Source organism: Bradyrhizobium sp. STM 3566 (genome assembly GCF_045571445.1).
GTDB classification, from domain to species: Bacteria; Pseudomonadota; Alphaproteobacteria; order Rhizobiales; family Xanthobacteraceae; genus Bradyrhizobium; species Bradyrhizobium vignae.
On the sequence record NZ_CP120692.1, the window covers coordinates 5,236,495 to 5,263,244 of the forward strand.

The 26,750-nt window shown below is 64.6% G+C and carries 22 protein-coding genes; 11 read left to right on the forward strand and 11 right to left on the reverse strand.

Annotated elements, in window-relative coordinates:
- Positions 1 to 6: 6 nt before the first annotated feature.
- The 6 genes from P6U27_RS25165 (at position 7) to soxA (ending at position 5,719) form a co-directional block, all read left to right on the forward strand.
- A complete protein-coding gene (locus P6U27_RS25165) occupies positions 7 to 2,193 on the forward strand; it encodes a xanthine dehydrogenase family protein molybdopterin-binding subunit (RefSeq protein WP_129145175.1) in 2,187 nt (728 codons plus the stop codon).
- Between the two features lie 52 nt (positions 2,194 to 2,245).
- A complete protein-coding gene (locus P6U27_RS25170; protein WP_122404410.1) occupies positions 2,246 to 3,517 on the forward strand; it encodes an FCSD flavin-binding domain-containing protein in 1,272 nt (423 codons plus the stop codon).
- A 265-nt stretch (positions 3,518 to 3,782) separates the two neighbouring features.
- Positions 3,783 to 4,154, forward strand: coding sequence for a sulfur oxidation c-type cytochrome SoxX (soxX, locus tag P6U27_RS25175; protein ID WP_244607693.1), 372 nt, complete (start codon positions 3,783 to 3,785; stop codon positions 4,152 to 4,154).
- Between the two features lie 4 nt (positions 4,155 to 4,158).
- Positions 4,159 to 4,626 carry a SoxY-related AACIE arm protein gene (locus tag P6U27_RS25180; RefSeq protein ID WP_122404412.1) on the forward strand — a complete coding sequence of 156 codons (468 nt, stop codon included), beginning with the start codon at positions 4,159 to 4,161 and terminating at the stop codon, positions 4,624 to 4,626.
- Entirely contained in the window at positions 4,626 to 4,943 is a 318-nt protein-coding gene (gene soxZ / locus P6U27_RS25185; protein ID WP_122404413.1) for a thiosulfate oxidation carrier complex protein SoxZ, read from the forward strand. The genes P6U27_RS25180 and soxZ overlap by 1 nt, the downstream gene beginning before the upstream one ends.
- Entirely contained in the window at positions 4,940 to 5,719 is a 780-nt protein-coding gene (gene soxA, locus P6U27_RS25190; protein ID WP_164937116.1) for a sulfur oxidation c-type cytochrome SoxA, read from the forward strand. The genes soxZ and soxA overlap by 4 nt, the downstream gene beginning before the upstream one ends.
- A 52-nt stretch (positions 5,720 to 5,771) precedes the next feature.
- Here the strand turns inward: soxA and P6U27_RS25195 are convergent, their stop codons facing one another.
- The 3 genes from P6U27_RS25195 to P6U27_RS25205 all read right to left on the reverse strand — a co-directional run bounded on the left by P6U27_RS25195 (position 5,772) and on the right by P6U27_RS25205 (position 9,387).
- Positions 5,772 to 7,439, reverse strand: coding sequence for a regulator (locus P6U27_RS25195; RefSeq protein ID WP_122404415.1), 1,668 nt, complete (start codon positions 7,437 to 7,439; stop codon positions 5,772 to 5,774).
- A complete protein-coding gene (locus P6U27_RS25200; RefSeq protein WP_122404416.1) occupies positions 7,436 to 8,149 on the reverse strand; it encodes a cysteine hydrolase family protein in 714 nt (237 codons plus the stop codon). The genes P6U27_RS25195 and P6U27_RS25200 overlap by 4 nt, the downstream gene beginning before the upstream one ends.
- Positions 8,150 to 8,445: 296 nt before the next feature.
- The gene (locus tag P6U27_RS25205; protein ID WP_122404417.1) at positions 8,446 to 9,387 is read right to left on the reverse strand and encodes a hypothetical protein; all 942 of its coding nucleotides are present in this window, start codon (positions 9,385 to 9,387) and stop codon (positions 8,446 to 8,448) included.
- Positions 9,388 to 9,549: 162 nt separating this feature from the next.
- Between P6U27_RS25205 and P6U27_RS25210 the strand changes: the two genes are divergently transcribed.
- Together P6U27_RS25210 and P6U27_RS25215 are read left to right on the forward strand one after the other, a co-directional pair.
- Complete coding sequence (locus P6U27_RS25210; protein ID WP_129145177.1) at positions 9,550 to 13,026, forward strand: indolepyruvate ferredoxin oxidoreductase family protein; 3,477 nt, start codon at positions 9,550 to 9,552, stop codon at positions 13,024 to 13,026.
- A gap of 452 nt (positions 13,027 to 13,478) precedes the next feature.
- A protein-coding gene (locus tag P6U27_RS25215; RefSeq protein ID WP_407192762.1) for an IS5 family transposase occupies positions 13,479 to 14,227 on the forward strand; the annotation gives its coding sequence in 2 pieces (ribosomal slippage) (positions 13,479 to 13,815 and positions 13,815 to 14,227; 750 coding nt in all).
- 9 nt (positions 14,228 to 14,236) lie between these two features.
- On the opposite strand, the gene P6U27_RS25220 is transcribed toward P6U27_RS25215, so the two are convergent.
- The 3 genes from P6U27_RS25220 to P6U27_RS25230 all read right to left on the reverse strand — a co-directional run bounded on the left by P6U27_RS25220 (position 14,237) and on the right by P6U27_RS25230 (position 17,611).
- The gene (locus P6U27_RS25220) at positions 14,237 to 15,256 is read right to left on the reverse strand and encodes a S1C family serine protease (RefSeq protein ID WP_122404420.1); all 1,020 of its coding nucleotides are present in this window, start codon (positions 15,254 to 15,256) and stop codon (positions 14,237 to 14,239) included.
- 93 nt (positions 15,257 to 15,349) lie between these two features.
- On the reverse strand, positions 15,350 to 15,802 hold the full coding sequence (locus tag P6U27_RS25225) for a hypothetical protein (protein ID WP_122404421.1): 453 nt from the start codon (positions 15,800 to 15,802) through the stop codon (positions 15,350 to 15,352).
- A gap of 210 nt (positions 15,803 to 16,012) precedes the next feature.
- Positions 16,013 to 17,611 (reverse strand): GMC family oxidoreductase, encoded by a 1,599-nt coding sequence (locus tag P6U27_RS25230; RefSeq protein ID WP_129144805.1) that lies wholly within the window; start codon positions 17,609 to 17,611, stop codon positions 16,013 to 16,015.
- Between the two features lie 200 nt (positions 17,612 to 17,811).
- Between P6U27_RS25230 and P6U27_RS25235 the strand changes: the two genes are divergently transcribed.
- A complete protein-coding gene (locus tag P6U27_RS25235; RefSeq protein WP_122404423.1) occupies positions 17,812 to 18,600 on the forward strand; it encodes a thermonuclease family protein in 789 nt (262 codons plus the stop codon).
- A gap of 328 nt (positions 18,601 to 18,928) precedes the next feature.
- Here P6U27_RS25235 and cyoD read toward each other — a convergent pair whose 3' ends face one another.
- The 4 genes from cyoD to P6U27_RS25255 are packed head-to-tail and all read right to left on the reverse strand — an operon-like array spanning position 18,929 to position 22,776.
- Positions 18,929 to 19,315, reverse strand: coding sequence for a cytochrome o ubiquinol oxidase subunit IV (gene cyoD, locus P6U27_RS25240; RefSeq protein ID WP_122404424.1), 387 nt, complete (start codon positions 19,313 to 19,315; stop codon positions 18,929 to 18,931).
- Complete coding sequence (locus P6U27_RS25245; protein WP_122404425.1) at positions 19,312 to 19,953, reverse strand: cytochrome (ubi)quinol oxidase subunit III; 642 nt, start codon at positions 19,951 to 19,953, stop codon at positions 19,312 to 19,314. Before P6U27_RS25245 ends, cyoD begins: the two co-directional genes overlap by 4 nt.
- On the reverse strand, positions 19,953 to 21,953 hold the full coding sequence (gene cyoB, locus P6U27_RS25250) for a cytochrome o ubiquinol oxidase subunit I (RefSeq protein ID WP_209294616.1): 2,001 nt from the start codon (positions 21,951 to 21,953) through the stop codon (positions 19,953 to 19,955). The genes P6U27_RS25245 and cyoB overlap by 1 nt, the downstream gene beginning before the upstream one ends.
- The gene (locus P6U27_RS25255; RefSeq protein ID WP_122404426.1) at positions 21,943 to 22,776 is read right to left on the reverse strand and encodes a cytochrome ubiquinol oxidase subunit II; all 834 of its coding nucleotides are present in this window, start codon (positions 22,774 to 22,776) and stop codon (positions 21,943 to 21,945) included. Before P6U27_RS25255 ends, cyoB begins: the two co-directional genes overlap by 11 nt.
- 242 nt (positions 22,777 to 23,018) lie before the next feature.
- Here P6U27_RS25255 and P6U27_RS25260 point away from each other — a divergent pair, with 242 nt between their 5' ends.
- Entirely contained in the window at positions 23,019 to 23,819 is an 801-nt protein-coding gene (locus tag P6U27_RS25260) for an SDR family NAD(P)-dependent oxidoreductase (protein WP_122404427.1), read from the forward strand.
- 50 nt (positions 23,820 to 23,869) lie between these two features.
- Here P6U27_RS25260 and P6U27_RS25265 read toward each other — a convergent pair whose 3' ends face one another.
- Complete coding sequence (locus P6U27_RS25265) at positions 23,870 to 25,207, reverse strand: sorbosone dehydrogenase family protein (protein ID WP_122404428.1); 1,338 nt, start codon at positions 25,205 to 25,207, stop codon at positions 23,870 to 23,872.
- Positions 25,208 to 25,437: 230 nt separating this feature from the next.
- Between P6U27_RS25265 and P6U27_RS25270 the strand changes: the two genes are divergently transcribed.
- Positions 25,438 to 26,628 (forward strand): urate hydroxylase PuuD, encoded by a 1,191-nt coding sequence (locus P6U27_RS25270; RefSeq protein WP_122404429.1) that lies wholly within the window; start codon positions 25,438 to 25,440, stop codon positions 26,626 to 26,628.
- The last annotated feature ends 122 nt before the right edge of the window (positions 26,629 to 26,750 follow it).

The following is a 26,750-nucleotide window of genomic DNA, read 5'->3' on the forward strand; positions in this document are numbered from 1 at the left end:
CGCCCCATGAACAAGCACGTCTCGCTCCAAATGAACCGCCGCGCCTTCGTGATCGGAAGCGCCACCCTGGGCGCCGGCTTGGCAATCGGCCTCGACATCCCCTTCGGGGGCCCTGCCGTGGTCCGCGCCGCCGACGGCTCGCCCGAGATCGGCGCCTGGGTGGTGGTCAGGCCCGACGACACCGTGGTGATCCGCATCGCCCGCTCCGAGATGGGCCAGGGCTCGCTCACCGGCCTTGCGCAGCTCGTCGCCGAGGAGCTCGAATGCGACTGGACCAAGGTCACGACCGAATATCCGACCCCCGGCCAGAGCGTGGCCCGCAAGCGCGTCTGGGGCGATTTCTCCACCGGCGGCAGCCGCGGCATCCGCTCCTCGCAGGACTATGTCCGCAAGGGTGGCGCCACCGCGCGCGTGATGCTGATCCAAGCCGCCGCCGACGCATGGAAGGTGCCGGCCTCCGAATGCACGGCCGCGAACAGCGTCATCACCCATACGCCCTCGGGCCGGACCACGACCTACGGCAAGGTCGCCGAGGCCGCGGCGAAGCTGACGCCGCCGGCGGACGTCAAGCTGAAGGATCCCAAGGACTGGAAGCTGATCGGCAAGGGCGTGAAGCGGCTCGACACCGTCGACAAGACCACCGGCGCCATGGTCTACGGCATCGATGTCAAGCTGCCGGGCATGCTGAACGCCGCGATCAAGGACTGCCCGGTGTTCGGCGGCAAGCTGAAGAGCTATGACGAGGCCAAGGTCGCCGGCATGAAGGGCGTCAAAAAGGTCGTCACGGTCGGCGACACCGCGGTCGCCGTCGTTGCCGACACCTGGTGGCACGCCAAGACCGCGCTGGAGGCACTGCCGATCACCTGGGACGAGGGCGACAACGCCAAGGTCTCCAGCGAGTCGATTGCGAAGTGGCTGGCCGAGGGGCTCGACGATGCGCAGCCGGCCTATGTCGGCAACAAGAACGGCGACGCGAAAGCCGCGATCGCCGGGGCCGCAAAGAAGGTCGAGGCCGTCTACAGCTATCCCTACCAGAACCACGCCACCATGGAGCCGATGAACGCCACCGCGCTCTACACGGCGGACAAGTGCGAGGTCTGGTGCGGCACGCAGAATGGCGAGGCGGCCTTCGCGGCAGTGCTGGAGGCGTCCGGCCTGCCGGCCGAGAAGTGCGACGTCCACAAGGTGATGCTCGGCGGCGGCTTCGGCCGGCGCGGCCAGACCGACTATGTTCGCCAGGCCGTCATGATCGCCAAGCAGATGCCGGGCACGCCGATCAAGCTATTGTGGTCGCGCGAAGAGGACATGGCGCACGGCAAGTATCACCCGGTCACGCAGTGCAAGATGACCGGCGCCTTCGATGCCAACAACAATCTGATCGCGCTGCACTACCGCCTGTCCGGGCAGTCGATCCTGTTCTCGCTGCGCCCCGAAGCGCTGCAGAACGGCATGGATCCGGCAGCGTTCCAGGGCGTCGCCCAATCGGGCGAGGCCGCGTTCGGCTATTCGGTGCCGAACCTGTTGATCGAGCATGCGATGCGCAACCCGCACGTTCCGCCGGGCTTCTGGCGCGGCGTCAACGTCAATCACAATGCAATCTACATGGAGTGCTTCATGGACGAGCTGGCCCAGGCCGCAGGCCAGGACCCGCTCGAATTCCGCCGCAAGCTGATGGGCAACCACCCCAAGCACCTCGCTGTGCTCAATGCGGTTGCCGAGAAGATCGGCTGGACTACGCCGGCGCCGCAGGGCGTCTATCGCGGCATCGCGCAGGTCATGGGCTATGGCAGCTATGTCGCCGGCGCCGCCGAGATCTCCGTGGTCGACGGCAGCAAGATCAAGGTGCATCGCATCGTCGCCTCCACTGATCCCGGCTACGTCGTCAATCCGGCGCAGGTGGAGCGACAGGTTGCCGGCTCCTTCGTCTATGGCCTCTCCGCGCTGTTCTATGGCGGCTGCACCGTCAAGGACGGCAAGATCGAGCAGACCAACTTCGACACCTACAACTCGATGCGTATCAGCGAGATGCCGAAAGTGGAGACAGTGATGGTGCCGAGCGGCGGGTTCTGGGGCGGTGTCGGTGAGCCGACCATCGGCGTCGCGGCGCCGGCGGTGCTCAATGCGTACTTCGCCGCAACCGGCAAACGCATCCGTTCGGTGCCGCTGCGCGATCAGAACATCACCTTCGCGTAAGAAGAGCTGCGGCGGCCACGCCGGCCGCCGCTGCATTTTCCGGACAAGTCTCATGAATACGCCGGTGACACGGCGGAGTGCCGCCCTCGGCATCGCCGTCGCGGCCACATCGCTCGCCGCACCTTCGATCCTGCGCGCCCAATCGATGGGTCAGATCGTCGTGATCGGCGGCGGCTTTGGCGGCGCCGCTTGCGCCCGCGCGCTCAAGCGCGCCGATGCAAAATTGCCGGTCACCCTGATCGAGCCGAACAAGACCTACATCTCCTGCCCCTTCAGCAATGAGGTGATCGCGGGCCTGCGCGAGATCGAGGCGCAGCAGTTCGGCTACGACAAGCTCGCGGCCGACGGCATCAGCATCGTCGCTCAGGCTGTGACGAGCATCGACACGCAAAAGCGTAGGGTGACGACGGACGGCGGTACCGCGTTTGGTTATGACCGGCTCGTGCTCTCGCCCGGCATCGACTTCCATCCCGAAGCCCTGCCTGGCTACGACGCCGCCGCGTCGGAGACGATGCCGCACGCCTGGAAAGCCGGTGCGCAGACGCTTTTGCTGCGCAGGCAATTGGAAGCGATGGCGGACGGCGGCACGGTCGTCGTTGCAATCCCGGCCAATCCTTCCCGTTGCCCGCCAGCACCTTACGAGCGCGCAAGCCTGATCGCGCATTACCTGAAGACGAAGAAGCCGCGCTCGAAGGTTCTGATCCTCGATGCCAAGGACAGTTTCTCGCAGCAGCGGCTGTTCGAGAAGGCGTGGAAAGAGCTCTATGGCGACATGATCGAGCGCATCGCGCTATCGCAAGGCGGTCGCGTCACCTCGGTCGATCCCGCGACGAGAACCATCCTCACGGAGTTCGGCAACTACACCCCTGATGTCGCCAATGTCATCCCGCCGCAGCGCGCGGGGCGCATTGCCGGGATCGCAGGCACCGCGGACACGACCGGCTGGTGCCCGATCGATCCCGTCACCTTCGAGTCGAAACTCGTTCCGAACATCCACGTCATTGGCGATGCCTGCCTCGGCGGCGGCATCCCCAAATCGGCATCGGCTGCGAGCGCTCAGGGCAAGGCATGCGCTGGCGCGATCGTCGCTTTGCTCGCGGGCCGCACGCCGGAGGCGCCGCGATTGACGGGCATCTGCTACGACACCGTCGCACCCGGCTACGGCTTCTCGCTCATCGGCAATTACCAGCCCAAAGGCGACATCTTCGCCGAGGTCGAGGGCGTCGCGACCAGCCCGGTCGATGCCCCGCGCGAGCTGCGCGCCCGCGAGGCGGCTGAGGCCGAGCGCTGGTTTCAAACCATCACGGCGAATACGTTTGGCTAGAGCCATAATGAAACGAGCCTGCCGCCACAGCCAAAGTGCACCCCCTCCCGCGCTTGTGGGGAAGGGTCGGAGAGAGGGTGTCTCCACACGCGAGAGCCCCCGAGAGGAAAGAACCCTCACCCGCCGCTGCGCGGCGACCTCTTCCGCAAGCGAGAGAGGTCAGAGGAGTGCCCGGCGATCTCACTCGCCTCTTCCAAGAGTTGCGAATGCCGCACTCGTCGTCGCAAGCCTCGCCTTCTGTTCGCCTTCAAAAGCCGATGACCTCGTGCCCTACACAATCATCGGCGACGGCATTCCTGCATCACTCACGGGCTCGTCCGGCGATGCCGCGCGCGGCCGCGCGCTGGTGCTCGCGCGCACGACGACCTGCATCCTCTGCCATTCCGGCCCATTTCCGGAAACGCGGTTCCAGGGCGACCTTGCGCCTGATCTCTCCGGCGCCGGGAACCGGTGGTCGGTGAGCCAGTTGCGACTTCGACTGGTCGATGCCTCGCGCTTCAATCCGGACACCATCATGCCATCCTACTATCGCAACGACGGCTTCGTCCGCGTCGGACGTAACTTCGCCGGCAAGCCGATCTTGTCGGCTGCGGAGATCGAGGACATCGTGGCCTTTCTTGCAACACTTCGGGACTAGGTTCATGCCGACCACGCGACGACAATTCCTGAGCCTCGCCGGAGGCGCGACAGTCGCCGGGACGATCCCGATCGTCACGCTGCGGCCGCTCGAGGCGACACCGGCGATGCTCAACGCGGCGATCCGCAACGTGGTCGGCGAAGCGCAGATTCACACCGGCAGGATCAAGCTGGATATTCCGCCGCTGGTCGAGAACGGCAACACCGTGCCGCTGACGGTGAGCGTCGCAAGCCCGATGACGGCCGATGACCACGTCAAGAGCATCCACGTCTTCAACGAGAAGAACCCGCAGCCGAACATCGGCAATTTCTATTTCGGCCCTGCCTCCGGCCGTGCCCAGGTCTCGACACGGATTCGGCTCGCCGACACCCAGAAGGTGGTTGCGATCGCGCGTCTCTCCGACGACACGTTCTGGCAAATTGCCGCCGACGTCGTCGTGACACTGGCCGCCTGCACCGAGGAGATGAACTGATGGCTGCCCTCATCAACGTCCCCTCGAAGGCCAAACGCGGCGACATCGTCGAGATCCGCACGCTGACCTCGCACATCATGGAGACCGGCTTCCGCCACACCGCCGACGGCAATCTGGTGCCGCGCAACATCATCACGAGCTTCACCTGCCGTTACAACGGCGCTGAGATTTTTCGCGCCGATCTGTTTCCGGCTATCGCCGCGAACCCGTATTTGTCGTTTTTCGCGGTCGTCAAGGAAAGCGGCAAGTTCGAGTTCGAGTGGATCGGCGACAACGGCTATTCCTCCGCTGCTTCGGCATCGATCACGGTCGAATGATGTCTTGGCGCGCGATAGCCGCGGCAGCATTGTTTGCCGCGGCGCCTGCCCTGCTCGCGGGCGAAATCCCGCCCGATGCACGCCGTTCCGGCTATGCCTTCATGGGTCCGGACACGCGCGCCATGCAGGAGGACGACACCAGCAATCCCGGCATGCTGTTCGTGCTCGACGGCGAAGCGCTGTGGGCGAAGAAGACCGGCAGCGCCGCCAAATCCTGCACGGATTGTCATGGCGATGCGCGCAGCAGCATGAAAGGCGTCGCGGCGCGCTATCCCGCCTTCGACAAGGCCCTCGGCCGCCCCGTCACGCTCGATCAGCGGATCAATCTCTGCCGCGCCAATCATCAGCAGGCGATACCGCTGCCCTATGAGAGCCACGATCTGCTCGCATTGTCCGCCTTCATCGCCCATCAGTCGCGCGGCACCCCGATCACGGCCGGTGACGATCCGCAAGCCAAACCCTTTGTCGAGCAGGGCCGCGCGCTGTACATGCAGCGTGAGGGACAGCTCAACCTCGCCTGCACCAACTGCCACGACGACAATTTCGACAAGCGCCTCGCCGGCGCGCCGATCACGCAAGCGCAACCGACCGGCTATCCGCTCTATCGGTTGGAATGGCAGACACTGGGCTCGCTGGAGCGGCGGCTGCGCAGCTGCATGAGCGGCGTCCGTGCCCAGGCCTATGACTACGGATCGCCCGAGCTGGTCGCGCTCGAACTCTATCTGATGTCGCGGGCGCATGGCCTGCCAATGGAGACGCCGGCCGTACGTCCCTGAGCCTAAACGGCCGAGCCATCCGCTCGACCGTTCCGCGTATCGAAAGCTGCGCCTACTCCGCCGGCGCGGCGGACATCTCCGGATGTGCGGCGTAGGGCTCGCTGGCGCCGAGCTTGCCGGCGGCGAACAGCCCAGCGGCCATCACGGCGTAGGCCAGGGCGACCGCGGGCGTCACGCCAAAGCCGCCGCCAATGCCGACGGCTTCGCCGTGCATGAAGCCGAAATAGGTCAGCACCGCCCCGACCAGCGCAAAGGCGGACGCCTTCTCGAAATCGCGCTCGATGATGAAGACGCCGATGGCGCCGAGGATGAGGCCGCCGAGGATGGAGCCGCCGCCCATCACCTCAAGACCGTGGTAGAACACGCCCTGCTGCGGCAGCGCGGCGATCGCGGCGGCTTTGACCGCATCGGCCTTGTCGGCCGCCAAGCCGCCGACGGTTGCCGCCGCGTTCATGGTGGAGCCGAGCATCGTGTCGATCTGGAGCTTGGCCCAGGCGGCGAGATGCGGCGTCAGCGCCAGCACGATGGCGGGCGCGTGCTTGACCGGTGTCGTCTGGAATGCCTGCGCCCCGATCAGCATGCCGATGTAGAGCAAGATCGGCGAGATCGCGACGACAGGCACGAGTGCCAGCAGCACCGAGATGATGCCGAACCAGGACAGCACGACCACCATGACGCCGGTCGCCGCCGAGTAACCGATCCGACCGCCCATCGCCTTCCAGCCGGGATGGCCGATATAGACGGCGTTGATGAAGGGATTGCCCATCAGGCAGCCGATCAGGCTGACGACGCCGTCGGCGGTGAGCACGCGCGTGGTCGGATATTCGTCGCCGGCCGCTTCCGCGCTCTCGACATTGTCCATGGCCTCGACGAGATCGTAGATGCCGAACGGAATGGCGGTGACGAGGATGATGCCCAGGAATTCGAAGCCGGAGAAGACATGGTTTACCGCCGGGATCGGCACAGAAAAGCCGAAATTGGCAAAGGCCGCGCCGACACCTTTGAGGCTCAGGCCGCCGAGACCGAGCCCGAACAGGTTCGAGCCCCAGGCGATGATCATGCCGGCCGCGATCGCGACGAGGCCTGCGGGAACGCCGCGCCAATATTTCACCCCGCCGAACCAGCTCACCAGGATGATGGCGAAGCAGACGAGACCGATCTGCGGCGTCATGTACATTTCCAGCGCCGGCCGCATCGAGATGAAGGTGATGGAGACGCCGGCAAGCGTGCCGAGTAGCGCCGCGCGCGGCGTGATCCTGCGGATGAACGGCGCGATGAAGCCGCCGATCATGAGAATGAAGCTCTGGAAGAACACCCAGACGAGACCCGCCGACCAGCCCTTGAGAGGATCGCCGGTCTTCAGCGTGATCGGAAGCATGATCACGAAGGTGACGATGAACATGTGCGGCACGCTGACGCCGGACGGCAGCGCGCAGACGTCGTTGCGGCCGGTCTTCTGCGCGAGGCGATAGGCGAGATACGCATAGTAGAAGGTGGAGAGGCACATCATCAGCCCGAGCGCGGGCAGGATGCGCCCGAACACGAGACCATCAGGCATCTTCAACACGAAGCGAAGCAGGCCCGTGAGCACCAGCATGTTGACGAGGATGTTGGTACCGAAGCCGAAAAACGCGTTCCAGTCGCCCGATGTCCATAGCGCCAGCTTGAAGTCGGACGTATTGATCTCAGACTTGCCGGCCGTCCCCGTCAATTTGCTCATGATGTTACCCCCAATGTGTTCGAACTCTTCATCGCCTCCAAGACTGCGGCTGAGCTTGCGACCCAGCCGAAGATGCCGCCCTGGGCCTTGATCATGTTCAGGCCCATCTCGTGAAATTCGGGGAAGTAGGATGCGCAGCCATCGGACACGACGACGCAGCGATAGCCGCGGTCATTGGCCTCGCGCACGGTGGTGTTGACGCAAACTTCTGTCGTGACGCCGCACACCAAGAGATTCTCGATACCGTAATTCTCCAGGACATCGCCGAGCTCGGTGGCGTAGAAGGCGCCCTTGCCCGGCTTGTCGATCACGATTTCGCTGTCGAACGGATAGAGCTCGGGAATGATGTCGTGGCCGGCCTCACCGCGAATGAGGATTCGTCCCATCGGACCGGGATCGCCGATACGAAGGCTCGGCGCGCCGCGTTCGATCTTTGCCGGCGGCGCGTCGGAGAGATCGGGCAGATGCCCCTCGCGCGTGTGGATCACCAGCATGCCGATGTCGCGCGCCGCCGTCAGCACCGCGCCGATCGGCTTCACCGCGCGTGCAAGCTGGCTGACGTCGTTGCCGAGCGTTTCGCCGAAGCCGCCGGGCTCCATGAAGTCGCGCTGCATGTCGATGATGAGAAGCGCGGTGGCCGGCCAGTCGAGCGCGATCGGCTCGGGCTCGGCGCTGACGACGCCCTTTGTCGGATTGGCTGAGTTCAACATGACGCAGGCCCCGCGAGAACTCTCTTGGCCAGAGTTCTGCAAGCGCCGTGCCATTGTGTACAATTGCAGTGGGGCGCGGGCGGCGACAGAATTTGTAGTGTACTCAAAAACTTGCGTAGAATGCGATCGCCTGCTTATTCCCTGTGCGACGGCTTTGCGACGTGCATTTGCCTAGAGGATGAGCGGCATCTTCCGTCATTCCGTGGCGCGCAGCGCGTGCCTGGAATCCATTTCACCTCATGCGGTGCGGCCATCCCGGGCTCGACGCTCCGCGTCGCCGCGGGATGACGAGGAGACTACCGCCCGGCCCCGTACAGCCGCCGATACTCCTCCTCGTACGGCGCATACGAGTCCTTCAGCGTCGCCATGTTCAGCAACATCGTGGCCACCAACGTGCCCGCCTTGGCGAACACGCGCGTCTTGACCCAGGCGCTTTCGGTGCGGCGGCTGCCGGAGAGTGCGACCACCTCGCGCTCGACTTCGTACTCCTCGTCGACGAACAGCGGGCCCTTCACCAGGCGGATCTCCTGGTCGGCGAACAGGCCGACGGCAGGGCCCTTGGCCGGCAGCGGATCGTCCTTGGAGCGGTACTGGAACAGCACGCTGAGCATCTCCATCGGGATGATGGGCTTGCCCCATGGATTGTCTGCGGTCGAGTAGTATTGCGAGTTCTCGGTGATGACGGCGAGCTTCTGCCGAAGGGAGAACGGATAGAGGTCGCCCATGTTCTGGTCGAAAGCCATCCGCACCGTCTGGCGCTTGCTCGTCTGCGCCACCTTGACGTCGCGCAGGATCACGGGATCAGCCAGCGGCTTGAGCTCGCGGAGGCGGATGTCGAGGGCTGTCGGGCTCTCAACGATGGATGCGGTGCCGCGCAGCACCTCGGTGCCGTCGCGCTTGAGCATCTGTACCTGACACTCGGGCTGTTCGGTCGAAGAGGCTAGCAGCGTCGCCTGCACCTCCTCACCTTCGTAGCAGACACTACGGTAATGCACCGAGAGACACCCTCGCTCAAACCACGCCCGGCCCCATTGCCGCTCGCAAAGTGGAGCGAACTGGCTGAAATGGGTCGGCCCCTCGATGGTGCCGCCCTTGAAACCGAGCTTCTGCGCCGTCGCGTCATCATGGATCGAGGCATGCGCATCATAGGTTTGCGCCTGTAGCATCTGCCGCGGCCGGCGCCACGGTCCAATCAAGGCGCCTCCTATTCGGGTGATTTGTGTGTCAAACGCCATCATGCGCGCTCCTCCGCTCGCAAGCCATGACTAGCAGGAGCGCCACGGATGCGGCCAGCGATATTGACTTCGCTGAGCCATGCATTTGACTGTCACAATCGCGTCGCGCAGCCGCAATCCTTCCCGCAGCGCAAACCCCAAGAACCAAAGCCGAGGACTTCTGAAATGACGCTGTTGCAGGTCGAGCTGGACGACAAATACCGGCTCGAATCGAAGCGGATCTTCCTGTCGGGCACGCAGGCGCTGGTCCGCCTTCCCATGTTGCAGCGCGAACGCGACAGGCTTCAGGGACTGAACACCGGCGGCTTCATCTCAGGATATCGCGGTTCCCCGCTTGGCATGTACGATCATGCGCTATGGCGGGCGAAGTCGCACCTTCAGCAGCACGACATTGCCTTCGTTCCGGGACTCAACGAAGACTTGGCCGCGACCGCGGTCTGGGGCAGCCAGCAGGTTGGGCTGTTTCCCGGGGCCAAGGTCGACGGCGTGTTCGGCATCTGGTACGGCAAGGGCCCGGGCGTCGATCGCTCGGTCGATGCGCTCAAGCACGCCAATGCGGCCGGCACCTCGGTCAATGGCGGCGTGCTCGCGCTCGCCGGCGATGACCACGGCTGCCAGTCCTCGACCCTGGCGCATCAGAGCGAGCAGGTGTTCGCCGCGTCGCTGATCCCCGTGATCAACCCGGCGACGCTGCAGGACTATCTCGATCTCGGCCTCTACGGCTTTGCGCTGTCGCGCTTCTCCGGCTGCTGGGTCGGCTTCAAGGCGATCAGCGAGACCGTCGAGAGCTCGGCGTCGATCTACAGCGATCCCGAGCGCGTCAAGATCGTGCTCCCCGAGGATTTCGAGATGCCGCCCGGTGGCCTCAACATCCGCTGGCCCGATCCGCCGCTGGAGGCCGAGAAGCGGCTGTTCGGCCCGAAGATGGCGGCGGTGCAGGCCTTCGCCCGCGCCAACCAGCTCGATCGCATCGTGCTCGATTCCAAGCCTGCGCGGCTCGGTATCGTCGCGACCGGCAAGGCCTATCTCGATCTCCGCCAGGCCCTCGCCGATTTGGGGATCACCGACAAGGACGCGCAGGATCTGGGCCTTCGCATCTACAAGGTCGCGATGACATGGCCGCTGGAGGAGAGCGGCGCCAAACGTTTCGCCGAAGGTCTCCAGGACGTTCTGGTGGTCGAGGAGAAGCGCGGCTTCATCGAAGACCAGCTGATGCGCATCCTCTACAACGTGGATGCGTCCAGACGCCCGACGGTCACGGGCAAGCGCGACGAGCGCGGCGCGCCGCTGCTGCCGAGTGAGGGCGAGCTGACGCCGACCATCGTCGCGTCCGCGCTGGTGGCGCGCTTGCGCAAGCTCGGCCATCACAGCCCGGTGCTGGAACAGCGCTTGGCACGCCTGGAGGCGTTCGACAATCCCGTCACCGCCAGCGCACCGATCAAGCTCGCGCGCACGCCGTTCTTCTGCTCGGGCTGTCCGCACAACACCTCGACGCGCGTGCCCGAAGGCAGCCGCGCCATGGCCGGCATCGGCTGCCACGGCATGGCCCTGAGCATGCCGACCCGCCGCACCGACCTGATCTCGCATATGGGTGCCGAGGGCGTGAACTGGATCGGCCAGTCGCCCTTCACGACCGAGACGCACATCTTCCAGAATCTCGGCGACGGCACCTACACCCATTCCGGTCTCCTGGCCCTACGCGCCGCCTCCGCCGCCGGCATCAACATCACCTACAAGATCCTCTATAACGACGCCGTGGCGATGACCGGCGGCCAGCCGGCGGAAGGGGCCTTCAACGTCGCACAGATCGCGCACCAGGTCTGGGCCGAGGGCGTCAAGCGGCTTGCGATCGTCTCGGACGATCCGGGCAAGTACCCGCAAGGCAACTACTTCCCGCAAGGCGCGACCATCCATCACCGCCGCGAGCTCGATGCCGTGCAGCGCGAGCTGCGTGACATCAAGGGCCTCACCGTCATCATCTACGACCAGACCTGCGCCGCCGAAAAGCGCCGCCGCCGCAAGCGCGGGCTCTATCCTGATCCGGCCAAGCGCGCCTTCATCAACGAGCTGGTCTGCGAAGGCTGCGGCGACTGCTCGCAGGCCTCCAACTGCGTCTCGGTGCAGCCGCTGGAGACCGAGTTCGGCCGCAAGCGGCAGATCGACCAGTCGAACTGCAACAAGGACTTTTCCTGCGTCGAAGGTTTTTGCCCGAGTTTTGTGACGGTGCACGGCGGCAGCCTGAAGCGGATGAAGACCACGGCGGTGGATTCAGGCCAGCTGTTCGCCGATCTGCCGCTGCCGCCCGCGCGCGACCTCGACGGCCCCTACAACATCCTCGTCACCGGCATCGGCGGCACTGGCGTCATCACAATCGGCGCCCTGCTAGGCATGGCCGCCCATGTCGACGGTCGCGGCTGCTCAGCGCTGGACTTCACCGGCCTGTCGCAGAAGAACGGCGCGGTGATGAGCCATGTCCGCATCGCCCCGAAGCCGGAGGACATTTCCGCGGTCCGCATCACCACCGGCGGCGCCGACGTCATCCTCGGCTGCGACATGATCGTCTCGGCCGGCCCGACTGCGCTGAGCCGCGCCGAGCGCGGCGTGACCAAGGCCTTTATCAACGCCGATTTGCAGCCGACGGCGAGCTTCGTGCAAAATCCCGATCTCGATTTCGAAATGGGCACGATGCAGACCGTGCTGCGCGACGCGATCGGCGACAAGAACCTCGACATTGTCGATGCCACGGGCATCGCCGCGGCGCTGATGGGCGACAGCATCGCCACCAATCCCTTCATGCTCGGCTTCGCCTTCCAAAAGGGCGCGATCCCGCTGTCGCTGGAGGCCCTGCTCCGCTCCATCGAGATCAACGGCGCCGCGATCGAGATGAACAAGCTCGCCTTCACCTGGGGCCGCCTCGCGGCCCACGACATGTCGCGGGTGCGCAGCGTGCTCCAGTTCAAGAACCGCGCATCCGCGCCGGCGAAATCGCTCGACGAGATCATCGCCACCCGCGCCGAGTTCCTGACCTTCTATCAGGACGAACCCTATGCCGACCGTTACCTTGCGGCTGTCGCCAAGGTGCGCAAGGCCGAGAGCGCGGCTTCGCCCGCATCCACGGAGCTGACCGAGGCAGTCGCGAAAAACCTGTTCAAGCTGATGTCCTACAAGGACGAGTACGAGGTTGCGCGGCTCTATACCGACGGCAGCTTCGCCAAGAAAGTGTCCGAGAAGTTCGGCGGCGACTTCACACTGAAGTATCACCTGGCACCGCCGATCTTCGCGAAGCGAGACAAGGCGACAGGCCGGCTTCAGAAGCAGGAGTTCGGCGCCTGGATGATCCACGCTTTCCGCATTCTCGCCAGGCTCAAGTTCCTGCGCGGCACCGCGTTCGATCCGTTCGGCCGCACCGAGGAGCGCCGGACCGAGCGCAAGCTGGTCGAGGATTATCTCGCGATCATCGATCAGCGCATCGCCGGGTTGAAGGCCGAGCAGATCCCGCTGCTGACACGGCTCGCGCGCGTACCGGAGACGATCCGCGGCTTCGGTCATGTCAAGGAAGCCAATATCAAGCTGGCGAGGTCCGAGGCGGCGCGGCTTGAGGCGGAACTGGAGAACAGCCGCTTTGCCGCAGCGGCGGAGTAGCGAAAGAACCGTGCTCTTTCCACGCGTTATTGCGGGCGAAGCGAAGCAATCCTGACCGCAGCCGTGGAAAGACTCCGGATTGCTTCGCTTCGCCCGCAATGACGAGATTGTGGGGACGCGCTCGCCACGCACTCGCCGTGTTCGCCCGGCTCGACCGGACGATCCAGTATGCCGAGATGATTGTGGCTCAACGATAGACCGCGGCGGACTGGATGCCCGCCTGCGCGGGCATCACAGCGATGCCAAGGGCTAAAGCATGATCCGGAAAAGTGCGACGCGGTTTTCCGGAAAGATCATGCGTAAACAACAAGCTAAAGCGCGATGACGATTCATCCAAATCTCATCGCGCTTTAGACGGAAGCTCACCCATTCCGCGCTAGGGTCTGTACTCAATAGGGATTCCCGCTGAGGCGGAGTTGTGATTCAAGACCTCCGAGTCGAAGGGGGGCTTGATGGGGCAAAAGCTATATTGGCTGAGTGAGGCGGAGTGGAAGCGGATTGAACCGCTGTTGCCACGTGGGCGGCGCGGCGCCCATCGCGTGGATGACCGACGCGTGATCAGCGGGATCCTCCACATGCTGCGATCGGGCGCACGCTGGCGAGACTGCCCGGCAGATTACGGCCCCTACACGACCATCTATAACCGCTTCAATCGCTGGAGCCGCCAAGGCGTGTGGGGCAATATTTTCTACGCCTTGACTGGCTCAACCGGCCGGGTCGGGACAATGTCCATCGACGCGACCCACATCAAAGCCCACCGCTCGGCGGCGGGCGCAAAAGGGGGGACTTCCAGCAGGCGGTCGGCCGCTCGCGAGGCGGACGCACCACCAAAATCCAGGATTATGGACGTCCGATCGCCTTCGTGATCACGCCTGGCAACTGCCATGACCTCACGGCGGCGCGCGATCTGCTGCCTGCCGTCTCACCTGCTCGACGATTGCTTGCTGACAGGGCCTATGACGCCAATAGCCTGCGTGAGTGGTTGGCCGAGCGCGGAACAAAGGCAGTAATTCCGCCCAACCCAACTCGCAAGCATCCGCACCGGTACGACGTGAAGGCCTACAAAGGACGCAATCTCATCGAACGCATGTTTTGCCGCCTCAAGGACTTCAGGCGGATTGCGACCCGCTACGACAAGCGAGCCGACAACTTCCTCTCGGCCATCCTCTTGGTCGCCGCCGTTACTTGGTGGATCAATTGAGTCCGGACCCTAGCGCGCAGGCTTGCGTTCGATCGGATCGATATCGATCGCCCGCAGGCGGCCGAGCCGCAGCACGTCCATGGCCAGACGGCGGCCGATGCGGTCGCGGTCGAGCACGCGGATCAGGTCATCGACGCCGTTGATCTCGACGCCGTCGAGCCTGATCACGACATCGCCGGGGAGCAGGCCGGCCTTCGCCGCAGGTCCATCAGGCTCGATCTGCATCAGAAGCGCGCCCATCTTGTTCTCGACCCCGGCCAGCACGGCATGCCGCCGCGGGATCGGCGCGGTCTGCCCGGCGACGCCGATATAGGCGCGGCGGACATAGCCGTGGCGGATGATCTCCGACAGCACGAATTGCGCGGTATTGCTGGCGACCGCAAAGCAGATTCCTTGCGCGCCATTGATGATGGCGGTGTTGATGCCGATCACCTCGGCATTCGACGACACCAGCGGGCCGCCGGAATTGCCGGGATTGAGTGCGGCATCGGTCTGGATCACGTCCTCGATGGTACGCCCGCTGACCGAGCGGATCGAGCGCCCGAGCGCCGAGACGACCCCGGCGGTCACGGTCGATTCGAAGCCGAGCGGATTGCCGATTGCGATCACGAGCTGGCCGCGCCGCAAGATCTTGGAGTTGCCGAGCGCGGCGTAAGGCAAGTCGCGCACGCCGTTGGCGCGCAGCAACGCAAGGTCGGTGTCGGGATCGACACCAAGCACCTGAGCATCGCCGACATGGCCCTCGACGTCGCGCAGCCGGATCTCCTTGGAGGAGCCGACCACATGGCTGTTGGTGAGGACAAGACCATCCGGCGAGATCACGATGCCGGAGCCCAGCCCGCCGCGCTCGCGGCCGTTCGGCACCTTCGGCCCGGTCTCGACCCGCACGACCGCAGGGCCGACGCGGTCGGTCACATCGATCACGGCATTGGAATAGGCGTCCAGCAGCGCCCGGTCATCGACCGGGGTAGCCGCCGTCCTTCGCGATGACGCTGCGTCATCGGCGATATCTGAGGTGAAATCCAGCATGGCAAGAGTCCTTGAAGGCTCACACAGATGGTGGCCTGTTCCCGCCAGCGCAAGTGGCCCGGCCGGGGCGCAGGGCTGGACCTGCCAAGATGGCTAGGGCGCGCGTCGCAGCGTGCCTCCCCTCGCCTTGACCGGGTCGAGCAGCGACCAGTCCCCATCCGGGAGCACGTGCCCCCTGGGAAACGGCGCGCGCAGCTCCAGCCCCAGCGAGCGCAGCACGCGGTCGTCGCGGTAATAGCATTGCAGGACCACGCGGACGAGCGTTGCAGCGGCGATGCCGCCGGAGATGCGGAACTTCTGGGCGACACCGGCGCGCGCGACGGGCTCGAGGTCGGCCAAGGGCATGCCGGCCAGCCGCGCCAGATGGTCCAGCGCCGCCACCACCAGTTTGGTGTCGCGGCCGAGCGTTGCGAGGATGTCGGCCTGGATCGCGGGATCGTCGGCGCCGGGCACCTTGTACTCGTCGCTGGCAGGAATGATCATCGCCGCGATGGTGCGGAGGTCATCGCGCTGCCGAGGCGTGAGGGTGAGTTGTTGATCAGACATGGCGTGCTCTCGTTGGTTCATTCCCGCCACGAAGACGGTGCGCTCCCTCCCCCGCTTGCGGGGCAGGGTCGGGCAGAGGGTGTCTCCGCAGAGGGACTCCCCCAGGGGAGAGAGCCCTCACCCGCCGCGCTCTTCGAGCGCGTCGACCTCTCCCGCAGGCGGCAGAGGTGCAGCGAGTTCGTGGCGGGTTCGGTGCATCCATCACGCGCATCAATCAAATAAACTAGCCAAGCGCTGCTTCATCTGGTCGGCGATGTAGAGCGCGAGCGCCTGGATGGTGGAGGTCGGGTTCACGCCGCCCGAAGTGACGAAAATGCTGCCGTCGACGATGAAGAGGTTCTTCACGTCGTGCGAGCGGCCCCATTCGTTGACGACGGAGCGCTCGGGGTCGGTACCCATGCGCGCGGTGCCGAGCAGGTGCCAGCCGCCCCACGGGATCGGCGAATTGACGCAGATGTCGCTCGCTCCTGCCGTATCGAGAAACTCGCGGCCACGCGCCAGCGCATGCTCCATCATCTTCCGGCTGTTCTCGCTGATGGTGTAGTCGACCTTCGGCGCGGGAATGCCGTGACTGTCCTTCAGCACCGGATCGAGCGTGACGCGATTGTGCTCCTCCGGCAGGTCCTCGCAGATCGCGGAGAAACCCAAACGATGACCGTTGAGCTTGCGGAAGACGCGGTGATGATCGGCGCCCCAGGGCAGAATGCCCTTCTGCTCGCTGACCACGGCCTCGAACACCGGCCCTGCGCCGCGCACGAACTGCACGCCATAGCCGCGCACGAAACCGCGCGACAGGTCCGTGTCGTACCACTGCTTGCTCCACAAACAGGTCGGCGGCGCACGGTTGGAATCGGTCGGCTCCTTCACATAGCCGTAGATCTGCGCATAGGGATGGAACATCAGATTCTTGCCGACGAGGCCGGACGAATTGGCAAGTCCGTTCGGGAATCGCCCCGAGGCCGAGTTCAGCAGCAGGCGCGGCGTGCCGACACCGTTGCAGGCGATGATGACGACATGCGCGGGCTGAAACTGCTCGATGCCGTCCTTGTCGTAATACACCACGCCCGAGGCCATGCCATTCTCGTCGGTGGTGATCTCACGCACCCGGCAATGGGTGCGCAGCTCGACGCCGGCGCGGATCGCGTGCGGCCAGTAGGTAATGTCGGTCGAGGCCTTGGCGCCCTGCGCGCAGGCCGGCGTGCAATGGCCGAGATTGATGCAGCGCGCCCGGCCCTCATAGTCCATCGTCGCGACCGTGGTATCCGACGGCCACCAGTGCCAGCCGAGCTTGTTCATGGCCTTGCCGATGATGGCGCCGGACAATCCGAGCGGCTGCTGCGGCATCGGCGGATGCGTCAGCGGCGACAGCGGATCGCCTGATAGGCCGGACGTGCCCATCATGCGGTCGTTCTCTTCGAAGAACGGGGTCAGCGTGTCGTAGTCGATCGGCCAGTCGTCGGCGACGCCGTCGAGCGTCTTCACCTTGAAATCGGAAGGGTGCAGCCGCGGCCAATGCGCGGTGTACATCACCGTCGAGCCGCCGACCGCGTTGTAGTTCACGACCTTGATCGGGGAGTTGTCGTCGTTGACGGGATAGTCCTCGGGCCGGCCGCGGACGTTCGGGCTCGACGACCATTCGCCGTAGAACTTGGCCTCCCAGTCGCGGCCCGTGCTGGGATATTCCGCCGGGTTCATCCAGCCGCCCTGCTCCAGGCAGAGAATGTGCATCTTGGTTTCGGCCAGCGACCACGCCACCGCTGCGCCGGAAGCGCCGGCGCCGATGATCAGGACGTCCACGGGGTCTTTCATCGCAGCCTTTTCCTCCCCCTCGCCGCTTCCCGGGCGATTCGGCCATTCGCGCTCAGCGAGGCCGGCAAACGATAGGGTCAGAGCGACGGCCGAGTAAAGCCGCGAGGCCGGAATGTCGCACTTCGCAGGGCGCAGACCATTGGTAACGCCAAATCCGGATGCTAGGAACAGGGCGCACGAGCCATCGATAGCGAGACCGTATGTCCTCCCGAAATTTCTTTGCCGCCGCCCGCGCTTTTGCGCTCGTTTCGTTGTTCGCCTTGTCCGGTTTTCTGGCCTCGTCCGGACCAGTCGCCGCGCTGACCGGCGCCGCGACTGTCCGTGACGGCAACTCGATCCAGCTCGGCGACGTCACCTACCGGCTCGACGGCGTCGACGCGCCCGAGCTGGATCAGGTCTGTATCGACGATCACGCCGATTCCTGGACCTGCGGCATCGAGGCCCGCGACCAGCTGGCGAAGCTGATCAACAAACGGACGGTGCGCTGCGACGATGTCGGCCCGGAGAAGAGTTTCGGCAAGCGGCACCGCGCCATCTGCACGGCCGAAGGCGACAAGGCCAGCTTGAACGAGCAGCTGATCAAGCTCGGCTTTGCCCTCGCGCGCGAGCCTATCAAGGCCAACGTCAAGCCGGCAGCCGCCGAGGCCAAGACGGCGGCGGTTGGTATCTGGAAGGGCTGCTTTGTTGCGCCGCAAGACTTCCGTAGCGGCAAGAAGGACGGCGCGCTCCTCGGCGCCGCCTGCCGGCGCGACCGCGACAAGGAGATTCGCGCCGTGCTGTTTCCGGAGGAGCTGACCATGCCGCCCAGCTGCAGCATCAAGGGCAAGCTAGCGGTGCGCGCCCGCGTCACCGGCAATATCGGCATCTATCATCTGCGCGGCTGCCCGAGCTATCCGGCGACCACCAAGCCCGACCGCTGGTTCTGCTCGGAGGACGACGCCCAGGCCGCCGGCTTCCGCAAGGCCTACAATTGCCGCCGGCCGAAATGAGCGAGTTGGTTCACGCATCCGTGAGTGGTAGTCCGAGACCGTATTGATCCGGAATTGAACTTCATCGGCAGTTGCTGCACTTATAAGTGTACGCAAGCGCCTTGCGCGAGCGTTTCCTCGGCAGCAATCCGGCTTGGGCCCGATTGCCTTGCTCGGGCGTTTCCTCCCTAGACTTGGGCCGCTTGTCACCGCAAGCGGCTCTTCTTTTTTGTGCGTCGCTCCAAACCGAACCTGTCATGCCCGGGCTTGTCCCGGCCATGCCGATGCAGAAACGTCAGCGTTCAAAAAAGATGTTCTGGTGACGCCCCGCTACGATTGTTCGGTGCCATCACTGCATCCGCATGATCTGATCCATCGGCGGCATGTTCGCATTCAGATGCGACATGATCCAGACCGTACCGCCCACCACCAGGAAGACGATCAGCAGTCCGAAGGCAAGCGCCAGCACGTTGTTGGTGTTGTCGGGGCCGGTGGTGATGTGCAGGAAGAACACGAGGTGCACGCCCATCTGCGCGATCGCGAGCACGATCAGCGCGACGGGAATCGAGGGTTGCCAGACCAGGTCCGTGCCGGCGATGAAGAACGACGTCGCCGTCAGCAGCAGCGCCAGACCCAGACCGACGACATAGCCCAGGATCCGCTCGCCGACACTGTGTTGCTCTTCCTCGCCCGGAGCGAGATCGTGGTGAGCGGTCAGATGCGTCTCGTCGCTCATGGCGCACTCCCGAGCAGGTAAACGACGGAAAACACCGCGACCCAGATGATGTCGAGCGCGTGCCAGAACAACGCAAAGCACATCATCCGCCGCAAGATGTCGGCGCGAAAGCCCTTTGCGAACACCTGGGCCATCATGGTGAGGAGCCACAAGATGCCGGCAGAAACATGCAGGCCGTGGCACCCGACCAGCGAGAAGAACGCGGTCAGGAACGCACTGCGCGACGGGCCGTAGCCACGGGCGACAAGGTCGGCGAATTCGCGGAACTCGATGGCCAGGAATATGAGGCCGAGCACGCAGGTCACGGCCATGCCGAGATAGAACCAGAACCGGTTGCGCACGTCGGCGGCAATGCTGGCCATGCCGCAAGTGAAGCTCGACAGCAACAGGCAGACCGTCTCGATCGCGACGTTCCGCTGCTCGAAGATCTCGGAGCCCCTCGGGCCGCCCGCCGTCTGGCCGGACAGCACGGCGTAGGCTGCGAAGAAGCAGGAGAACATCACGATGTCGGAGAGCAGGAATATCCAGAAACCATAGGCAGTCACGATCCGCTTCGGCGCGGGCCCGGGATGCTCGATGACGCGCCCGATGTGATGGGGATCGGCATGGACATGGTCGGCGGTCGCGGTCATCGCCATCAGACTGACCCCGCCATGCTGACGAGGCTGCGCCGCTCCTCGATATTGACGCGGTCGATGCGGGCGACCTCCTCGGCCGGGATCACGTATTCGTCATGGTCGCGCCAGGCGAACACGACGAAGGTCGCGAATGCGCCGATACCCCCCAGGATCACCATCCACCAGATGTGCCAGATCAGCGCGAAGCCCATGATGGTGGCGAAGAACGCGCAGACGAAGCCGGTCGGAGAATTGCGCGGCATCTCGATATCCTCATATTCGCGCTCTTCGTGCGCGAACGATTGCTGCCGGGCATGGGCCTTCATCTCCCAATAGGCGTCCTCGCCGCGCACATCGGGATTGAAGGCGAAATTGAACACCGGCGGCGGCGACGACGTCGCCCATTCCAGCGAGCGCCCGTCCCAGGGATCGCCGGTGCGATCTCGCAGCGCCTCGCGGTCGCGAATGCTGACCACGAGCTGCATGATCTGGCAGATCACGCCGATCGTCAGCACGGCCATGCCGAACGCGGCGATGATCATCCAGGGCCGCCAGGCCGCGACGTCATAGTGCTGCATGCGCCTCGTCATACCGAGCATGCCGACGATGTAGAGCGGCATGAAGGTGACGTAGAAGCCGAGAAAGGTGAACCAGAACGCGGCCTTGCCCCAGCGCTCGTCGAGGCGGAAACCGAACGCCTTCGGAAACCAATATTCGAAACCGGCGAAGGCGCCGAACAGCACGCCGCCGATGATGACGTTGTGGAAGTGGGCGACCAGGAACATGCTGTTGTGGAGCATGAAATCGGCCGGCGGCACCGCGACCAGGACGCCGGTCAAGCCGCCGATGATGAAGGTGACCATGAAGCCGACCGACCACAACATCGGCGTCGCAAAGCGGATGCGGCCGCCATACATCGTGAACAGCCAGTTGTAGATCTTCACGCCAGTCGGCACCGCGATGATCATGCTGGCGATGCCGAAGATGGCGTTGACGTCGGGCCCCGCCCCCATCGTGAAGAAATGATGCAGCCAGACCATGAAGGAGATGACGCAGATCGCCATTGTCGCCAGCACCATGGAGCGGTAGCCGAACAGCGCCTTGCCGGAGAAGGTCGAGACCACCTCGGAGAAGATGCCGAAGGCGGGCAGCACCAGGATGTAGACCTCGGGATGGCCCCAGGCCCAGATCAGGTTCATGAACATCATGACGTTGCCGCCGGCCTCGTTGGTGAAGAAGTGGAAGCCGAGATAGCGGTCGAGCAGCAGCATCGCGAGCGTGGCCGTGAGGATCGGAAAGGCCGCGACGATCAGAAGATTCGAGGCAAGCGTGGTCCAGCAGAACATCGGCATGCGCAGATAGTTCATGCCCCTGGTGCGCAGCTTCAGCACCGTCGTGACGAGATTGATGCCGGCCACCAGCGTGCCGACGCCGGAGATCTGCAGCGACCAGGCGTAATAGTCGACGCCGACGCCGGGCGAGTAGGACAATTCCGACAGCGGCGGAAAGGCTAGCCAGCCGGTGCGTGCGAACTCGCCGACCACGAGCGAGACGTTGACCAGCAGCGCGCCGGTCGCGGTCAGCCAGAAGCCGACCGAATTCAGCGTCGGAAACGCCACGTCGCGCACGCCGAGCTGGAGCGGCACGATCAGGTTCATCAGCCCGATAACGAACGGCATCGCCACGAAGAAGATCATGATGGTGCCGTGCGCGGAAAAGATCTGGTTGTAGTGCTCCGGCGGCAGATAGCCCTGCGACTGGTAGGCGACCGCCTGCTGGATCCGCATCATGACGGCGTCGCTGCCGCCGCGCAGCAGCATCACGGACGCCAGCAGGATGTACATGACGCCGATCCGCTTGTGATCGACGCTGGTGATCCATTCGCGCCAGAGATAGGGCAGATGTCCCTTCACCACGACCCACGCCAAGACGCAGAGGATCGCGACCAGCACCACCGCGCCGGCGACGAGCGGGATCGGCTGATCGAACGGAATGGCCGACCAATCGAGCTTACCGAGCATCATGGCCTCCGCTGTGCGACCGGCCTGCTTCGGATGCGAGCTCTGGCCCAGGTCCCGGCGGAATATGCAGGGTCGAGATCAGGTCGAACAGCTGGGGATCGTCCAGGCGGTAGACGGGCCGGCCCTTCTCGATGCCCTGCTGCATCAGCCTCTTGTAGCTGTCTGCGTTCAGCACCGCATCCGTCTTCGCGGTGGCCGCCACCCACTCCGGAAAGGCGAGCGGCGAGATCACGTTGACGTCGAACATCATGTCGGGAAAACCGTCGCCGGAAAAATGCGCCGACATTCCCTGAAGCTTGCCTTCATTGTCGGCGCGCAGGTTCAGCTTCGTCACCATGCCGTTCATGGTGTAGATCATGCTGCCGAGCTGCGGGATGAAGAACGTGTTCATCACGCTCGAGGATGTCAGCTGGAAGTTCAGCTCGGCGCCGGCGGGCACCGTCAACGTGTTGACGGTGGCGATGCGCTGGTCCGGATAGATGAAGAGCCACTTCCAGTCGAGCGACACGGCGTGGATCCGCACCGGGCTGCCGGTGCCAGGCACCGGCGCAGCCGGATCGAGCTGGTGCGAGCCGATCCAGGCGACGCCGCCGAGCAGGATCACGGTCAATGCAGGGATCGACCACACCACCATTTCGACGCGGCCGGAATAGACGAACTCAGGCTGGTAACGCGCCTTGGGATTCGAGGCGCGAAACCAGAACGCAAAAGCCAGGATCGCGAAAATGGTCGGCACCACGATCACGAGCATGATGAAGACGGAATCGACCAAAATGGTGCTGTTGGCCGCAGCCACGGGTCCTTGCGGATCGAGCAGATTCATCGGCAAGCCACTGGCGGTTGGGAAGCCCCGGGACTGAGCCTAACGCGGAAAAGTTCCGGCAGCAAACGCACTGGCCTCAGAACGGTTCCTGGACGACCGGGGTCAGCCACGCGCGATGCGCCGGCCGCAACATGCAATTCCATGTGATGTCAATGACATGAACGCAGACGCACGCCCTTCTCTCCGATCGGCGCGATTGCTAACCTGCACGAAAATAATCGAGAAGCTTGGGAGCGAGCCGGATGCGCTTGAAGGACAAGGTTGCGATCGTCGTCGGGGCCGGGCAAAGCTCCGGCGAGGGCATGGGCAATGGCCGCGCCACGGCGCTGACTTTCGCGCGCGAGGGTGCGAAGGTGTTGTGCGTCGACCACCATCTGGAGTCGGCGCAGGAGACGGTGGACATGATCACCGCGCAACACGGCACGGCCGCGGCCTTCAAGGCCGACGTGACCAAAGCTGTCGACATCAAGGCGATGGTGGCCGACGCGCAATCGCGCTGGGGCCGGATCGACGTGCTGCACAACAATGTCGGCGTCAGTCTCGCCGGTGGCGATGCCGAGCTGCTGCAGCTGACCGAGGAGGCGTTCGACCGCGTCGTCGCAATCAATCTGAAGAGCTGCATCCTTGCGGCGAAAGAGGTGATCCCGATCATGCGCGCGCAGAGAAGCGGCGCCATCATCAACATCTCGTCGATGGCGGCGATCACGACCTACCCTTACGTCGCCTACAAGGCGACCAAGTCGGCGATGATCGCCTTCACCGAACAGCTCGCCTACCAGAACGCCGAATACGGCATCCGCGCCAACGTCATCCTGCCTGGCCTGATGAACACGCCGATGGCTGTCGATACCCGCGCCCGCGAATGGCACAAGACCCGCGCCGAGGTCGAAGCCGAACGCGACAGCAAGGTGCCGCTACGCAGGAAGATGGGCACCGGATGGGACGTCGCCAACGCCGCGCTGTTCCTGGCAAGCGACGAGGCGAACTTCATTACGGGTGTGACACTGCCGGTGGATGGCGGCGCGAGCGTGAGACGGGGGTAGGTTTTTCTTCACACTCTCCCCGCTTGCGCGGAGAGGCGAAGAGAACTCGCTCATCGCGAATGCGTCACCCGCCAGATCGTGCCGTTGCCATCCTCCGAGATCAGCAGCGAACCGTCCTTGGCCGTGGCAACGCCGACCGGCCTGCCCCACACTTCGGTATCGCTCACGACGAACCCGGTGACGAAATCCTCGTACTCGCCCGTCGGCTTGCCATCCTTCATCTTGATGCGGATGACCTTGTAGCCGGTGCGCTTCGACCTGTTCCAGGAGCCGTGCTCGGCGGCGAAGGCGTCGCCCTGGTATTCCGATGGAAACAGAGTGCCCTGGTAGAAGGTCATGCCGAGCGAGGCCGAGTGCGGCTGGATCAGCACATCAGGCACCGTCACCTTGTCCTTGAGATCCGGACGTGCGCCGGCATGGCGGGGGTCCTCGTTGCCGCCGATATAGAACCACGGCCAGCCGTAGAAGCCACCCTCCTTCACGCTGGTCACGTAATCGGGCACGAGATCGTCGCCGAGGCCGTCGCGCTCGTTGGTCGAGCACCAGGGCAAGCCGGTCTGCGGCTGGATTGCTAGGCCGACGCAGTTACGCAGGCCGGTGGCGTAGATCTTGCGCTCCTTGCCGTCGGGATTGAAGGCCAACACCGCGGCACGCTCGAGCTCGCTGGCCCACGTTGCGCCGAGTGGCTGCGTCTTCGACCACGCCTCCAATCCGCCCGGCGGCGTGCCCATGCCCTCGGCGACGTTGCTGAGCGAGCCGACGGAGACAAGCATGCGCTTGTTGTCGGGCGTGAAGACGATATCGCGGGTGGAGTGGCCGCCATCATGCGGCAGGCTCGCCACAATCGTCTCCGCCTTGCCGCGCGGCTTGAGATCACCGGTCTGATACGGAAAGCGGACGACGCTATCGGTGTTGGCGACATAGACCCATTGCGGATGGTCGCCGTTCGGAAAGAAGGCAATCCCGAACGGTTGCCGCAGGCCGCTGGCAAACACCTCATTGGTCGCGACCTTGCCACCCTCTCCAGCGCGAAGCACGCGGATGGTGCCCGCCCGCGTCTCCGCGACGAAGACATCGCCGTTCGGCGCAACCCGCACGATGCGCGGCGCGCGCAGGCCTTCGGCGAACAGCTCGACCTTGAAGCCGGCCGGCACCTGGAGCGCCGCCTCGGGCGGACGCGGCACCACGCGTGACGAGCTCGCAACCGACCGCGTGGCGCCGGGCCTGACCAGATCCTGCGGCCTGATCAGCCTGACCGTGCCGGGCTTGTCGGCCCGCCAATCGCCATAGGCGTCCTTGCCCTGCAACACCGGCTCGGCCTGCGCGCCGAGCGCGACTGCAACCAGCAGCCCTGCGAGCACCGTCACGAACGATATCCTGTGGCTCACGTCGTCTATTCCCCGCCTTTCCCGCACGTCAACGCCGATCACCGGCAATGGCCTGCAGCAGGTCTGACGCCTGCCGAATCGCACGTCAGTTCATGCCCGCACGATGTGCATCAGCCACGGCCCATCATACTGGAAAATGCAGTTGATCGGTGCGACACATTGTAAGGGCGGCGACGGCCGGTTGCGGTCATCAAGGCTGCGGCACCGATGTCGCGACTGATGGGAAGATCATGTGGGGATCCGTCATATCGGAATGGGCGAGCCTGCTGCTGCGCTGGCTGCACGTGGTGGCTGCGATCGCCTGGATCGGCAGTTCCTTCTATTTCATCGCCCTCGATCTCAGCCTCAAGCCCAGAAGCGAGCTGCCTGACGGCGTGCAGGGCGAAGCCTGGCAGGTCCATGGCGGCGGCTTCTACCGGATCATGAAATATCTGGTGGCCCCTCACCAGATGCCGGACGAGCTGACCTGGTTCAAATGGGAAGCCTACACCACCTGGCTGTCCGGCTTCGCGCTGATGGTGGTGGTGTACTATCTCGAGGCCGATCTGTTCCTGGTCGACAAGTCGATTCTCGACCTCACGCCATTCCAGGCCGGCCTGTTCAGCTTCTGCAGCCTGGCGCTGGCGTGGCTGCTCTATGAGGCCGCCTGTCGCACCGGGCTTGCGCAACGCGAGCTGCCCTTCGCCATCGGCGGCTATCTGTTCCTGGTCGCGCTCACTTACGCCTTCACCCATGTGCTGAGCGGACGTGGCGCCTTCAACCAGATCGGCGCGATCATCGGCACCATCATGGTCGCCAATGTCTTCGCGCTGATCATCCCGAATCAGAAGAAGATCGTTGCCAGCCTCATCGCGGGCCAGGCGCCCGATCCAAAGCTCGGCATGGCCAGCAAGGAACGCTCGGTCCACAACAACTACCTGACGCTCCCCGTGGTCGTGCTGATGATCAGCAACCACTATCCCCTGCTCTACGCAACGCGCTTCAACTGGATCATCGTTGCGATCATCCTGGCGCTGGGGCCGGTGATCCGCCACTTCTTCAACGAGCGCCATGCCGGGCGCAAATCGCCGTGGTGGGTGTGGGGCGTGACGGCGGCCGGCGTGATCGCGATCCTCTTCCTCTCCGCCGCCGGTCCGCGCGAGGTGAAGACGGGCGCACTATCGACGCCGCCGACGCTCGCCAATGTCGAGGAGATCGTGATGTCCCGTTGCAGCATGTGCCACGCGGCCGAGCCGGTCTGGGCCGGCATCGTCACCGCCCCGAAAGGCATCCTGCTCGACGCACCCGAGCACATTCAGCGCAACATCCGCCTGATCGGGCGTGTGGCCGCCTGGTCGAGTGCCATGCCGCCCGGCAACATCACCGAGATGACCAGCGAAGAGCGCGCAGTCCTCGCCGCCTACATCGAGCAGGCCCGCTGACGTGCGTCGCGCGAGGGTGCCCTGCGCGGAAATGAAATTCCGCAACTGCCGCTGAATTGAAAATGACTCGGCCGCGTATCCGGCGTAGACATGACCGGCAGCCGCCGGCGCGGCCCAAAGTC

Bases quoted from the DNA above. Each gene is read 5' to 3' on its own strand.
- P6U27_RS25195 (WP_122404415.1), bottom strand. From the start codon at position 7,439: ATGAGCAAATTGACGGGGACGGCCGGCAAGTCTGAGATCAATACGTCC.
- P6U27_RS25255 (WP_122404426.1), bottom strand. From the start codon at position 22,776: ATGAATCTGCTCGATCCGCAAGGACCCGTGGCTGCGGCCAACAGCACC.
- P6U27_RS25210 (WP_129145177.1), top strand. From the start codon at position 9,550: ATGACGCTGTTGCAGGTCGAGCTGGACGACAAATACCGGCTCGAATCG.
- cyoB (WP_209294616.1), bottom strand. From the start codon at position 21,953: ATGCTCGGTAAGCTCGATTGGTCGGCCATTCCGTTCGATCAGCCGATC.
- soxA (WP_164937116.1), top strand. From the start codon at position 4,940: ATGATGTCTTGGCGCGCGATAGCCGCGGCAGCATTGTTTGCCGCGGCG.
- P6U27_RS25180 (WP_122404412.1), top strand. From the start codon at position 4,159: ATGCCGACCACGCGACGACAATTCCTGAGCCTCGCCGGAGGCGCGACA.
- P6U27_RS25170 (WP_122404410.1), top strand. From the start codon at position 2,246: ATGAATACGCCGGTGACACGGCGGAGTGCCGCCCTCGGCATCGCCGTC.
- P6U27_RS25220 (WP_122404420.1), bottom strand. From the start codon at position 15,256: ATGCTGGATTTCACCTCAGATATCGCCGATGACGCAGCGTCATCGCGA.
- P6U27_RS25230 (WP_129144805.1), bottom strand. From the start codon at position 17,611: ATGAAAGACCCCGTGGACGTCCTGATCATCGGCGCCGGCGCTTCCGGC.
- soxZ (WP_122404413.1), top strand. From the start codon at position 4,626: ATGGCTGCCCTCATCAACGTCCCCTCGAAGGCCAAACGCGGCGACATC.
- P6U27_RS25270 (WP_122404429.1), top strand. From the start codon at position 25,438: ATGTGGGGATCCGTCATATCGGAATGGGCGAGCCTGCTGCTGCGCTGG.
- P6U27_RS25200 (WP_122404416.1), bottom strand. From the start codon at position 8,149: ATGTTGAACTCAGCCAATCCGACAAAGGGCGTCGTCAGCGCCGAGCCC.
- P6U27_RS25235 (WP_122404423.1), top strand. From the start codon at position 17,812: ATGTCCTCCCGAAATTTCTTTGCCGCCGCCCGCGCTTTTGCGCTCGTT.
- cyoD (WP_122404424.1), bottom strand. From the start codon at position 19,315: ATGAGCGACGAGACGCATCTGACCGCTCACCACGATCTCGCTCCGGGC.
- P6U27_RS25165 (WP_129145175.1), top strand. From the start codon at position 7: ATGAACAAGCACGTCTCGCTCCAAATGAACCGCCGCGCCTTCGTGATC.
- P6U27_RS25225 (WP_122404421.1), bottom strand. From the start codon at position 15,802: ATGTCTGATCAACAACTCACCCTCACGCCTCGGCAGCGCGATGACCTC.
- P6U27_RS25205 (WP_122404417.1), bottom strand. From the start codon at position 9,387: ATGATGGCGTTTGACACACAAATCACCCGAATAGGAGGCGCCTTGATT.
- P6U27_RS25245 (WP_122404425.1), bottom strand. From the start codon at position 19,953: ATGGCGATGACCGCGACCGCCGACCATGTCCATGCCGATCCCCATCAC.
- P6U27_RS25260 (WP_122404427.1), top strand. From the start codon at position 23,019: ATGCGCTTGAAGGACAAGGTTGCGATCGTCGTCGGGGCCGGGCAAAGC.